This is a genomic window from Syntrophorhabdus sp., from assembly GCA_012719415.1.
Classification (GTDB): domain Bacteria; phylum Desulfobacterota; class Syntrophorhabdia; order Syntrophorhabdales; family Syntrophorhabdaceae; genus Delta-02.
The window spans coordinates 1-12510 of the sequence record JAAYAK010000262.1 but is presented as its reverse complement, the minus strand read 5'-3'; the positions used below and the strand labels follow the sequence as shown (position 1 = coordinate 12510).

Annotated in this window: 14 protein-coding genes; 2 read left to right on the top strand and 12 right to left on the bottom strand. The window is 59.4% G+C overall.

Features of this window, described 5'->3' with window-relative positions:
* The 3 genes from alr to GXX82_15475 form a co-directional block, all read right to left on the bottom strand.
* Positions 1 to 1124 (bottom strand): alanine racemase (alr, locus tag GXX82_15485; protein NLT24443.1); only part of this gene is annotated, 1124 nt, incomplete at its 3' end.
* 12 nt (positions 1125 to 1136) lie between these two features.
* Positions 1137 to 2441, bottom strand: coding sequence for a glutamate-1-semialdehyde 2,1-aminomutase (hemL, locus tag GXX82_15480; GenBank protein NLT24442.1), 1305 nt, complete (start codon positions 2439 to 2441; stop codon positions 1137 to 1139).
* On the bottom strand, positions 2438 to 2890 hold the full coding sequence (locus tag GXX82_15475; protein ID NLT24441.1) for an Lrp/AsnC family transcriptional regulator: 453 nt from the start codon (positions 2888 to 2890) through the stop codon (positions 2438 to 2440). The genes hemL and GXX82_15475 overlap by 4 nt, the downstream gene beginning before the upstream one ends.
* Positions 2891 to 3060: 170 nt before the next feature.
* Here GXX82_15475 and GXX82_15470 point away from each other — a divergent pair, with 170 nt between their 5' ends.
* Positions 3061 to 4224: an LL-diaminopimelate aminotransferase gene (locus tag GXX82_15470; GenBank protein NLT24440.1), complete on the top strand. Its 1164-nt coding sequence runs from the start codon at positions 3061 to 3063 to the stop codon at positions 4222 to 4224.
* A 126-nt stretch (positions 4225 to 4350) separates the two neighbouring features.
* Here the strand turns inward: GXX82_15470 and GXX82_15465 are convergent, their stop codons facing one another.
* The 9 genes from GXX82_15465 to thiE all read right to left on the bottom strand — a co-directional run bounded on the left by GXX82_15465 (position 4351) and on the right by thiE (position 12038).
* Positions 4351 to 5268: a sensor domain-containing diguanylate cyclase gene (locus tag GXX82_15465; GenBank protein NLT24439.1), complete on the bottom strand. Its 918-nt coding sequence runs from the start codon at positions 5266 to 5268 to the stop codon at positions 4351 to 4353.
* A 2-nt stretch (positions 5269 to 5270) separates the two neighbouring features.
* Positions 5271 to 6650, bottom strand: a complete 1380-nt coding sequence (locus GXX82_15460) for a TldD/PmbA family protein (protein ID NLT24438.1) — start codon at positions 6648 to 6650, stop codon at positions 5271 to 5273.
* Complete coding sequence (locus GXX82_15455; protein NLT24437.1) at positions 6640 to 6867, bottom strand: DUF4911 domain-containing protein; 228 nt, start codon at positions 6865 to 6867, stop codon at positions 6640 to 6642. Before GXX82_15455 ends, GXX82_15460 begins: the two co-directional genes overlap by 11 nt.
* 33 nt (positions 6868 to 6900) lie before the next feature.
* Entirely contained in the window at positions 6901 to 7905 is a 1005-nt protein-coding gene (locus GXX82_15450; protein ID NLT24436.1) for a 2-hydroxyacyl-CoA dehydratase, read from the bottom strand.
* Positions 7906 to 8049: 144 nt separating this feature from the next.
* Positions 8050 to 9195: an AAA family ATPase gene (locus GXX82_15445; protein NLT24435.1), complete on the bottom strand. Its 1146-nt coding sequence runs from the start codon at positions 9193 to 9195 to the stop codon at positions 8050 to 8052.
* A gap of 229 nt (positions 9196 to 9424) precedes the next feature.
* Positions 9425 to 10480: a 2-iminoacetate synthase ThiH gene (gene thiH / locus GXX82_15440; GenBank protein NLT24434.1), complete on the bottom strand. Its 1056-nt coding sequence runs from the start codon at positions 10478 to 10480 to the stop codon at positions 9425 to 9427.
* Positions 10470 to 11246, bottom strand: a complete 777-nt coding sequence (locus tag GXX82_15435) for a thiazole synthase (GenBank protein NLT24433.1) — start codon at positions 11244 to 11246, stop codon at positions 10470 to 10472. The genes thiH and GXX82_15435 overlap by 11 nt, the downstream gene beginning before the upstream one ends.
* A gap of 1 nt (position 11247) precedes the next feature.
* Positions 11248 to 11448: a sulfur carrier protein ThiS gene (thiS, locus tag GXX82_15430; protein ID NLT24432.1), complete on the bottom strand. Its 201-nt coding sequence runs from the start codon at positions 11446 to 11448 to the stop codon at positions 11248 to 11250.
* Entirely contained in the window at positions 11445 to 12038 is a 594-nt protein-coding gene (thiE, locus tag GXX82_15425) for a thiamine phosphate synthase (GenBank protein NLT24431.1), read from the bottom strand. The genes thiS and thiE overlap by 4 nt, the downstream gene beginning before the upstream one ends.
* A 189-nt stretch (positions 12039 to 12227) precedes the next feature.
* Between thiE and GXX82_15420 the strand changes: the two genes are divergently transcribed.
* On the top strand, positions 12228 to 12510 hold a 283-nt coding region (locus tag GXX82_15420; protein ID NLT24430.1), incomplete at its 3' end, for a Fe-S cluster assembly protein NifU.

Here is a 12510-nt window from a genome sequence, read left to right as displayed (position 1 = left end):
TAGATGTATACCCGTTTGATCCTTCTCGATATCTTGCAGAGTATTTCGTAGGGGATGGTTCCGGCCAGTTCGGCCATTTCGTTGGCGGAAATGCGTGTTCCGCCGATGCCGCCTTCGCCGAGGAGGATCGCCTCATCGCCGCTTTCCACGCCGTCGATGCCCGTCACGTCGGCGAGGGTCCAGTCCATGCACACCCTGCCGACAATGCCGCATTCCCTGTTCTTGATGAGGACCCGGCCCTTGTTCGACAGGGACCGGGGATATCCGTCCGAGTATCCCACCGGTATGTATGCTATCCGCGTGTCCCGGGGTGTCTCGTAGGTCCTCCCGTAGCTCAAGGGGACCCCTGCGGGGAATTCCCTGCAGAATGCGATGCGGGCCACGACCTTCATGACCTGCCTCAAGGGGAGGACCTCCTCAAGGGAACGTGACGGGTGGGAACCATAGAGGCTTATCCCCGCCCGGACGAGGGAGAAATGGGCCTCGGGATAGGTGACGATGGCGCCGCTCGAGCTCATGTGCACGTACGCCGGGTCGAGGCCTGCCGCCTTGAAGGTGTCCACCACCTTCGCGAAGGTCCTCACCTGGGAAAGCCCGTACTCGTCACGCACCTCCGGTGAGGGGAAGTGCGTCATGACGCCTTCCGTCTTGAGTCCCGGCGCGTCCGCAAGGATGGCGGCGACCCTCTGTGCCTCGGCAGGTTTGAAGCCGAGCCGTCCCATGCCCGTATCGAACTTCACGTGCACCCTGACCGGCCGCGCGAATTCCTTCGAGAGGGCGGCAAACCTTCCAAGGAGGGCGTCATCGTAGATGACCGGCGTGAGATCGTACCGGACGACAGGTTCGATCTCCTCCCAGGAGAAGACACCGCTCATGATGAGAAGGGGCGTTGCGATCCCGCCCTTCCTGAGGTCCACGCCTTCATCGACCGTTGCCACCCCCAGGTAGTCGATGCCGATGGACTCGAGCCTCTTCGATACCTCGAGGGCCCCGTGGCCATAGGCATCCGCCTTCACGACACCGAGAAGCCCGGTGCCGGGCTCAAGGCACCGCCTGATGGACCGGCAGTTTTCCTCCAGGGCGCCAAGGTCGATGCAGGCGACCGCCCTCGGAGAACTCGACATTAAAAGCCTCCTTTATTGTTGCCGCGCGGAACCGATATCGCGGAACACCTTATCACATGCCGTGACGGTTCGTTCGATCTCTGTCCGGTCCAGCGCCAGCGTGACGAAGGACGCCTCGAACTGACTGGGAGCGAAAAAGACACCCTCCTCCAGCATGGCCTTGAAGAACCGTTCGTAGAGGTCCCTGTCAGACGCGGCCGCGCTGTCGTAGTCCGTCACGGGGGTCCCGGAGAAGAAGCCTGTGAACATGCCCGTCGTGGAATTCACCCTGTAGGGGATGCCATAGCGGCCGGCTATGGACGTCATCTCTTTCGACAGCGTCTGCCCGGCCTTCTCGAGCCGGGGATAGACCTCGCCGGAAGCGCGCTTAAGGCCGCTGAGGACATGAAGGCCGGCCCGCACGGCAACAGGGTTCCCCGACAGGGTGCCGGCCTGGTACACGTCGCCCATGGGAGCCAATCGTTCCATTATGTGTCTCTTGCCGCCGAAGGCCCCTATGGGGAAGCCTCCCCCGATTATCTTTCCGAGGCAGGTCATGTCGGGATCGATCCCGTAGATGTGCTGGGCGCCGCCGAAGGCCACGCGGAAACCGGAGATGACCTCATCGAAGATGAGAAGGACACCGCGCTTCCTGCACAGGGCCTCGAGGCCCTTGAGGAAACCCTCGTCGGGAAGGATGACACCCATGTTCCCCATGATGGGCTCCACGATGACGCAGGCAATGTCGTCGCTGCCCTCCATGATGCGTTCCACCGTTTCGAGCCTGTTGAAATCGGCCACGTAGGTATGCTTCGCCAGGTCCGCGGGCACCCCGGCGCTGTCGGGGATGCCGAAGGTGGCAAGCCCCGAGCCGGCCTTGACGAGCAGGCTGTCGACGTGCCCGTGATAGCAGCCGCGGAACTTGATGACACCGTTTTTGCCCGTGTATCCCCGGGCAAGCCTCAGGGCGCTCATTGTCGCTTCCGTGCCTGACGTCGTCAGGCGCAAGAGGTCGATGGAGGGAAAGGCCTCCGTGATGAGACGCGCAAGTTCTATCTCGTAGGGATGACAGGCCCCGTAGCTCGTCCCTTCTTCAAGCGCTTCGGTGACGGCGGCGATTACCCCCTCATCGGCATGGCCGAGGATGATGGCTCCCCAGGAGGCCACGTAATCAATAAAGGCATTCCCGTCGACGTCGTAGAGGCGCGAGCCCTTCGCCCTCTTCACGAAGAAGGGCCTGTCGTGAACGGACATGAAGGCCCTCACGGGGCTGTTCACACCGCCGGGTATGAGCTTTCCCGCCTCTTCACAGTATTCGTCCGATCTGGTCTTTATCATTTCCTCACCGCGAAGGATGTCTTCTTGAACTCTCTCAGGCTGAAGAGCATCCGGTAATCCCCGATGCCCGACCGTGACGCCATCCTGCCGATCGTTGCCAGGCACTCTTCTCTTGTCCTGCCGTGCACCATGGTGTAGAGATTGTAGTCCCAGTACCCGCCGGTGTCGCGCTCGTAACAGTGGCTCACCTCGTCGAAACCCGCCATCTCTGCGCCGACCTTCTCCACCTCAGCCTCCGGGACGCGCCACACGACCATGGCGTTGCCTTCATAGGAAACGGAACGGTGCGCGACCATGGCGGCTATCCTCCGGATGATGCCGGCCTTCTTCAGCGCCGCAAGTTCATCTATGAGGGCCGCTCCCGACATCCCCATCTCTTTCGCCATCTCGTCGTAGGGCCTTTCGGATACGGGGAAATCGGCAGGCAGCGCTTCCAGGACCTTTTTCATGTGGTTCTATTCTTACACATCGGTAAAAACGTTTTCAAACAAATTCGGAGCCAAAAAAGACTTTACATTGCACCCGCTAACATGTTGTAACTAACGAATCCGGCCCTGCCGGCGCGAGCCTGCATCAAGGCGTTGAACGAGTTAAAGCAATTCTTGAAGGAGCTTGTGAGATGGTAAGACCCGCATCGAGAGTGGAACAGATACCGCCCTATCTTTTCGCCAGGATAGACAAGAAGAAGGCGGAGGTCAGACAGAAAGGGATGGACCTCGTCGATTTCGGGATAGGCGATCCCGATATCCCTACCCCGGGCAATATCATCGCCAAAATGCTGGAAGCAACGCAGGACCCGCAGAACCATCGCTATCCCAGCTATGAAGGAATGCTCGAATTCCGGCAGGCGGCGGCCTCCTGGTACAAGAAAAGGTTCAACGTGGACCTCGACGCCGCGACGGAAGTCGTGACCCTCATCGGCTCCAAGGAAGGCATCGCCCACATCCCCTGGGCCTACGCCGAAGAAGGGGACGTCGTCCTCGTCCCTTCCCCCGGGTATCCCGTCTACAGGATAGCGACCATGTTCGCCGGAGCGACGCCCTACATCATGCCCCTTAAGGAAGAGAACGGATTCCTTCCCCGCTACGAGGACATTCCCGAGGAGATCCTGAAGAAAGCGAAGCTTCTCTTCATCAACTATCCGAACAACCCCACCGGAGCCTGCGCCGATGACGCCTTCTTCGAGAAAACGCTGGAACTCGCGAAACGCTACGACATCCTCGTCTGCCACGACGCCGCGTACAGCGAGATCGCCTACGACGGGTACCGGCCGAAGAGCATCCTCGAGTTCGACAGGGAAAAGAAGCATTGCCTCGAGTTCCATTCCCTTTCCAAGACATATTGCATGACCGGCTGGAGGATCGGCTTCGCCGTGGGCTGCGCCGACGGCATCTACAACCTGGGCAAACTCAAGACGAACATCGACTCCGGCGCCTTCCAGGCCATCCAGTACGCCGGCATCGAAGCCCTCACAGGCAGCCAGACGTCCGTCGCCGAGCTCAACAGCAGGCTGGAAAAACGGCGCGACATGGTCGTCGAAGCCTTCAAGACACTGGGGATCGACGTCAAGAGACCGAAAGCCACCTATTACATCTGGGCACGCGTCCCGAAGGGATACACCTCCTCCGATTTCTGCGAGAAGCTCATCGAGGAAACGGGCATCGTCGTCACCCCCGGCAGCGGCTTCGGCGACGAAGGCGAGGGCTACTTCCGCATCTCCATCACCATCGGCGAAGACAAGATAGCCGAAGCGGCGAAAAGACTAAGGTCGTTCAAGATCTAAAAAACAGTTTCAGGTTCCAGGTTTCATGTTTCAGGAAGAAACCTTTGCACACTCACCTTGCGAACTGCAAAGATGTTTTCTTTGTCTTTTGCCTGAAACGTGAAACCTGGAACCTGAAACTGTCTTTTAGATGGACAGCCTGTTTCGGCCTTGCTTTTTGCTCTGGTACATGAGGGCGTCGGCCCTTTTTATGATGGCGGCGGCGGAGTCTTTCTTCCGGGCAAGGGTGGCGCCGATGGATATGGTGATGCTCTTCGTCTCCTTCTCGAGGGAGATGGACGATCTCTCGACAAGGGCCCGGAGCTTCTCTCCCACGTGACGCAGCTTCTCTTCGTCCAGGCTCGCGACTATGGCAACGAATTCCTCGCCTCCCCACCTCACGACCACGTCCGACGACCTGAGGCCATTGCGTATGGTGGCCGCCACAAGGCGTAGAACCCGGTCCCCGGCCTCATGACCGTACGTGTCGTTGACGGTCTTGAACTTGTCGATATCGATGAAGAGGACCCCGAAAGGCCAGCCGTAGCGCTTGAGTTCCCTGAGCTTCCCCGAAAGGTTCATCTGACCGTACCGTCTGTTCCCAAGTCTCGTGAGCGGATCGAGGAGCGCCATCCGCTCAAGCTCGCGGATCTTGCGCCCCAGGTCCTCGGTGGACGAATTGTCGCTGAATATCTGAGCGGCGCCGAGCACGCTGCCGCGGTCACCCAGTATGGGTGTTGTCCGCACTGTGACGGGAACCTCATGGCCGTCACGATGATGGAAGAAGACCTTCCCCTCCATGCTCTTCTTCAACTCCATCGCCTCGTGGAGAAGACATCGATCCGTGCAGAGACTGGTGCCGCGGTTATCCACGTGCATGAGAAGGCCGTCCCAGCAGTGTTTTCCGACAACCTCACTGCGTTTGTACCCGGTCATTTGCTCGGCCGCATCGTTCCAGTAGACGATGGTGCGGTCCCTGTCGACGAGATAGACACCCTCGTAAAGGCTGTCGAGGAGCCTTCGGTAAGACCTGTCGGTCAACAGGTTGCCCGTCCGGTCTTTCATCTTTATCCGCCGCGACCTCCGACGATGATGCCCGGTATTCTCAGGGTGGGCTGCGCGTCGGCCACGGGAACGCCCTGACCGTCCTTGCCGCAGGTGCCGATCCCGAACCCCAGGTCCGTACCCACCATATCGATGTCCTTGAGGACCTTGAGCCCGTTCCCCATCATCGTCGCGTTCTTTATCATCGGCCCCACCGTGCCTCTTTCAATTATATACCCTTCGGATATCTCGAAGACAAAGTCTCCGCGCACGGTATCCACCTGTCCGCCCCCCATCTTGACGACAAGGATGCCGTCGTCCACGGAGGCCAGGATCTTTTCGGGGTCATCACTTCCCGGAAGGATCATCGTATTGCTCATCCTCGGGATGGGCCTGAAACGGTAGGACTCGCGCCTGCCGTTGCCCGTTGAGACCATGGAGTGCTTCATGGCATGAAAGCGGTCGAAGAGATAGTTCCTGAGAACTCCTTTTTCAACGAGAACCGTCCTTTCAGAGGGAACGCCTTCGTCGTCGAAGGCATAGGTCCCCCGCATGTGGGGCAGTGTCGCATCGTCGACAACGCTCACGAGGGGTGACGCTATCCCGGCGCCGAGAAGGCCCTTGTAACAGGAGAGCCCCTCCATGGCAAGGTCGGCCTCCAGGCCGTGTCCGATGGCCTCGTGGATCATCGTGCCTCCCGCCTCGGAGGCGAGCACGACCGTCTTCATCCCCATGGGAGCCTCGCGCGCCGCGAGAAGGCCCTGAAGGCGTCTTACGGTCTTCCGCGCAAGCTCCTCCATGAGTTCATCGGTGAAGAGTTCGAATCCATGGAAGCCGCCCACCGCCTCATAGGAGGTCTGCATCTCCGAGCCGTCCCTGCCGACGAGAAACACCGTGAGGACCACCTGCATGCGGCTGTCATTCCTCATGCCTTCAGAGGTGGTCGCTATCCTGACGTTCTGGCGGGTGTCACGGTACATGACGCGGACCTGGGTGATGCGGGACTCCATCTTGCGTGCCATGGACTCGAAGTTCCTGACGAGGGCAAGCTTCTTTTCCACCGGGACGCCGCCGGGGTCTTCGCCTATGGAGAAGGGATACGCCGCGGCCCCTTCGCCCCCGGCGATGCCGACCATGCTCTCCCCGCGATCTGACCCGTAGCGGGAGAGCTGCCCGGCCAGATCGACGAGATGACCTTCATCGAAGGAGTTCGTCGAGGCATAATAGCTCTTCCAGGGCGTGATGACCCTGAGGCCCACCCCCGCGTCCTCGCCCTTCTCGAGCTTCTCCACCCTGCCCGATTCGAGCTGAATGAGAGTGTAGGCCCGTTCATCGATATATACATCGGCATAGACACCGGAGCGCTCCATGAGCGTCTCGAGCACCCTTTTTTCATTGAACATCAGGAACCTCCCTGAACGTAATGCCATAGTTTACCATATCGGCAATTATGCCCCGGACATCCTCCTCGAAACCGGAGGGATAGATGAGCTCGATGAGTCCCCGGTCCCCGTCGATCACGGAGAAGATGGCGACGTCCTCGTAAGACTCGAGGACGGCCTTGAAAAAACCGATGCCGCTGCGGTCAACGAGAAATCGTTTCGTTCTTTCCTCGATCATGATGGGCTGCCTCCCCCCGACATCACGGCCTCATCAGTGCCGCATGCCTTCAAGCATCTCCACGAACGCCTCGATGCGCATCTTCGTTCTCGTGTCGAGGGTCCTCGGCAGGTCTCCCTCTATGGTGAGAATGGGAACGGAGATGGTCTCGCGAAGGATAACGTCCTCGATGGCCCGGAAACAGAAGGCCTGCACGTAATGGATGACACCCTGGATCCCCCGCCGCGCTATCTCGTCGCCTATGTCCTTCAGGCGCGCGAATATTCCGTAAGGGTACGTGTAAAGAAGGTACCTCTCGACGATGTCCTTCGTTTCATAAGGCAGGGCGAACTGCCGCTGCGTCTCGTTATACACCACCTGACCCCCCACGCTTTCGATGAAGTCATAAAGGTCGGTGACGATCGGGGGAACACCGATATACCCGAGGGATATCCCCTGAAGGCTCTCCCTCTTTCGCGCGCTCAGGATGAACTCGCCTGCCGCCGAGCCATACCCCTCCATGTCGCCGAGCATGTCCGAGGAACCGACGAGCCAGCGATGGTTCTCCGCCCCCGTCACGTTGCGCTCGCTCCACGTCATCGCGTCGATCTCGGAGAGCTTCTCCCTTACCCCGGCGATCCGCACCTCCACGTCCGCGAGAGACCCCTCGTCAACGGAGAGCTCGCTGCCCAGCTTCTCTATCTCTCTCGCGAGCACTTCCCTGTCGCGGTCATAGGGAAAGGAAAAGGGTATCGTCCTTACGCCCCGGTAGCGAAGGATCTCGGCGAGGGCCTGCGTGTTGCTGCAGTCGCCTTCCATAACGGTGATGACACCGGCTATCTCCTTCTCCATGATGACCCCGTAGATGCCCTTGATCCAGTTGCACATGCTCTTCGGAAAACCATCGCGCTCCGCGCGCTCGATGAAACGGCCCGGGTCGGGGTCCGTGACGAAGATGTTGTTCAGGTCGCAGGGCTCGTACCCCGCGGCGAAGATAAGTTCCACGGGGATCGTGGTGGTAAAACCGATGATCCCCTTCGATGTCGGCGATGATGTCATGCTCTTAAAGCTACTATGTTTTGCCGCGCCCTGCAACCGTTTCAGCGAGGCAAGGCGGTCAGGCGCATTCTTTCTAGTCTAATATGTAAACTATGATAACGTCAGCTTACAGTTTTATAGTCCGTATATAACCGTAATAAGTTGTCAGGCGGGCTTTTTGGTCTTTCGCCGGGCCAAGGTCCGGTCGGTATAACGCAGATCATCGGTCACCTTTTTCCCGACGGTGACGAAAGGCGGTATCGAGGTGGACGCCCCTGATTCCTGCCCGGGAGATTCCGCAAGGAGCATGGTGAGCCCTTCATGCCTTCCCCCGTATCTATCCAGTTCATAATACTGATTGTTCCAGAGAAAGCATATGCGCTCCCTGGCGAGGACCTCCGTCTTGGGGTCCATGAGGCGGGCAAGATCAAGGTATTCCTGCTCGGGGATGAGTTCCTCCTCCTCTATCGGAAGACTGCGGGCACCCGCATGCCTCGTCCTTGCCAGGAAATGGAGGTAGACACCGTCCTGCCCCCTCCTGCGTATCCTCGTCACCTCCCTCCTGTCCCTCGAGCGGAGATACACCTGCTCCATATCGATCCTCTGATGGGCCGGAAGAGCGGCAAGGTCGACATGCCTTACGAGGTACTTCTCCCCCGTGGGAGGCACGTCGGGTATCCCCAGAAACCTCGCTATTGCCGAAAAGGCCCTCTTTATCTTCCCCTCGAAATCGGTGCTGTTGTCGATGATCTTAAAACGGGGGTGACCGAGCCAGCTCTCCTTGGTCCTCAGGTCTATGCGCAGCGCCTCTTCGGGAGTCTCGAGGCGGGCCGTGTTGTTCTCCCCCGTGTAATAGTCGGCGGCGCCGTCCGCCGCCGTGACGAGATGGATGACCCCGTCGTAGCGATGGCGGATCGCGGCCCGCGTCAGGCCCTTCTTCTTCAGGATGCCGTTGAAGATGTCGTCGGTGAGGAAGGCCCTGATGTCCATGATGCCCCTGTCAAGGAGTATGACCTTCCTGCGCTCCGGAAATATCCTCGATACCGCCTGCTTGTACGTATCTTCGAAGGACATCTGCATGTCGAAGATGGCCTCCTCGAATACCACTATCTGGCCCGGTTTGTCCATCTTGCGCCTGTCGATGCCGTTACCCGTGATGAGCGTCGCAGTCTCGGGGACCACAAAGACCATGAACCCGTGGTCTGAAAGCTTCTCCGTAAGGAAGGCGAGCGACGAGCTCTTCCCCGAACAGGGCCCTCCCGTAAGAACGATCATGCTGACAGGCTGCAACAGTCGGGAGCTAACAGGCAAAGAACCTCCAACAAAAAGGTTTCAAGTTTCAGGTTTCAAGTCTCAAGTCAAAAGAGAAAAGCAGAGCGGTTTGTCTGAATCCGCTTCCCCATGCTCTTGTCCAATTGACAGTCTCAAGTTCCACGTTTCGGGTTTCAGGCTAAGGACAAAAACCCGAACATCCGAAACTCGCAACCAGCAACCGTCTTTTTCTCCTGAAACTTGAAACCTGAAACCTGAAACTGCTCTTTCAGCTGTTCACTATGTTTCTCCAGTCCGTGACGACGGGGTCGAAGCCCCTTAACCTGAGCATGGCCTTGATCTCGTCGAAGCTCCGGGGATCGAAGACCTCGAACTGGCCGTCCTCGTACTTGTGTTCCCCTTCGAGGTATCCCCCCACGCGCGTCGAGGAACCGGCCGACATCTTCGTGACGCCAAACTCGAGTATGCTGTCCCGGAACCGGGGCGTCTCCCTGGTGGAGATGCTGATCCCCACGCGGGGGAAAAAGAGCCGCGCGGCGGTCATGATCTTCAGCATGTCCCTGTCGGACACTTCCTGGTACTGGTGGATGTCGTCGGCCACACGCCTCAGGCGCGGAAAGGCAAGACCGAACTCGACACCGGGATATCTCTTTTCGAGGCTGCGGACGTGCTCGAAGAGCGAGATGACGTCCCTGCGCCAGTCCGTGAGCCCCAGGAGGGCCCCCATCGATATGTGCCTGATCCCGGAGCGGGCTATGCGGTCGGGGGCCGAGACCCGGTAATCGTAGACCTTCTTGGGACCCGCGAGATGAAGTTCGTCGTAGCGGGCCCTGTCGTACGTTTCCTGGTACAGCGTTACCCCGTCCACTCCGGCAAGGTAGAGCTCCCTGTATTCCTCTTCGTCGAGAGGATAGACCTCCAGGGCGACATAGGAGAAATAGCGCGACGCGATCCTGACAGCGTCGCGGATATACTGCGGAGAAGAGTGGAAGCGCGATTCGCCCGTCAGGATGAGGACGCTGCGGTTCCCCGTGGCGGCGAGAGCCTCGCACTCCCTGTCTATCTGTTCCATGGTGAGCTTGCTCCGGGGCATGCTTTTCTGAGAGGCGTGGAACCCGCAGTAGACGCATTCGTTCTCGCAGTAGTTCGCTATGTAGAGCGGGGCGTAGAGGCTGATCGTCCGACCGAACTGCCGCCTCGTCAACTCGCGCGCGGCATGGGCCATCTCCTCGAGGAGGCCCCGGTCGTCCACCGCGAATATGCGGCGGATATCATCGATGGTCAGGCGCAGGAGGTCTATCCCGCGCAGGCTCTTACTCATCATAGAGGAACCCCGTCAGCGGCGAGGAGGCGGCCGCTCCCTTTCTCTCCTTCCCCATCTTTGCCAGGTATGCCATCCTGCCCGCCTCGACGCCTCGCGCGAAAGCGGCGGCCATGAGCGGCGGGTCCTCGGCGTCCGCAACGGCCGTGTTGGCGAGCACGGCATCGGCCCCCATCTCCATTGCCTCGGCGGCATGCGATGGGCGTCCTATACCGGCGTCGACGACTATGGGAATCTCGGTGATCTCCTCGATGAGCACCTCTATGAGGGTCCGCATCTTCAGTCCCTGGTTCGACCCGATCAAGGAACCGAGAGGCATGACGGCTGCCGCCCCCGCATCAACGAGCGCCTTCGCCACGTAAAGGTCGGGATGCATGTAAGGCAATACGACGAAACCTTCCCCGGAGAGGATCTTCGTTGCCTTTATCGTCTCCTGGTTGTCGGGCAAGAGGTACCGGCTGTCGTTTATGACCTCGATCTTGACCCAGTCCCCGTATCCCGCCTCCCGCGCTATGTGTGCGATGCGGACGGCCTCCTCTGCGTTGCGCGCACCCGACGTGTTGACCATGATCGTCACGCCTTCGGGAATAAAGGAGAGGATGTTCTCATCCGTTTCGTCAAGGTCGATCCGGCGGAGCGCCACCGTCACGAGCTCCGAGCCGGAGCTCGCGATCGCTTTGCGCATGGCCTCCTTGTCGCCGAACTTTCCCGTGCCGAGGAAAAAGCGGCTCCCGAACTCCCTTCCGGCCACGATCAGTCTGTCATCCATATCACCCTCCTCCCACGAAGGACACCAGTTCAACCCGGTCACCCTCAGAAAGGACGGTCAGAGACCACCGGTCGCTCTTCACGACACCATCATTGAGGACAAGGATCACCCTGTCGGGGTCCGCCTTGCCGGAATAGACAAGCCGGTGGAGGTCCATGCCGTCCGCGATCTCCATCGTCTTGCCGTTGACTGTTATCTTCATTTAACTGCCTTCCGTATTCTCTTCAGCAACTCCACAGCGTCCGATGAGGCCCGTACAACACCTATCGTCTTCGCCCCGGCGGCCAGCACGTCGTCGACATTGGACAGGTCGATACCGCCGATGGCCACAGCCGGGATGTCGAGATGCTCCGCTGCCTCTCTCACGTAAGCAAGCCCCACCGGGGTCCTGCCCGGTTTCGTCGGAGTGGCGTAGACGGGTCCCGTGGATATGTAATCGGCGCCGTCCTTTATTGCCTGCCGCCCCTGCTCCAGGTTGTGCGTGGTCTTGCCGACGATCATCTCCTCACCGACGATGGCGCGGGCGTCGAGCGTGGACATGTCCTGACCCACATGGACCCCGTCCGCCCCGACCTTCACGGCCAGGGCCGGGTCGTCGTTGAGAATGAACACGAAGTGCCTGGCCTTCTTGTATTCCACAAGCTCCCGGGCCTTTTCGAGGACCGTCGCCTCGTCGCCCGTCTTGTCCCGGAGCTGGACGATGGCGGCGCCGTCATCCACCGCCCGCTTCAGCTCGCCGACGGACGAGGAAACGACGTAAAGGTCGTTGCTGAATGGTTTTCTCCTCGTCATCGCTGCTATTAAATTACATCAAAATCGATGACAAGTCCAAGGTTCTGTGCAGGCCCGGCCGGAATGCAGGAGGATGCCTGAAGACCCCCCTTTGCAAGGAGGAGCAAAAGAGGTAGAATAAAACATGAGCGTGCCCCGCGAGACAAGAGCGGCCCGCCTCAACAAAGACACGGAGAAAAGGAGCAAGCCATGTGGGAATATACGGACAAGGTCAGGGAGCATTTTCTCAATCCGAGGAACGCGGGCGAGGTCGAGAATCCGGATGGCGTTGCCGAAGTGGGTTCCATAGCGTGCGGCGACGCTCTCAAGCTCAGTTTCAAACTGGATGAAAACAAACGGATCGCCGACGCGAAGTTCAAGACCTTCGGCTGCGCGAGCGCCATCGCCTCCGCGTCCGCTCTGACGGAGATACTCAAGGGAAAGACCATCGAGGAAGCAATGAAGATAACCAACCAGGACATCGCCGACTACC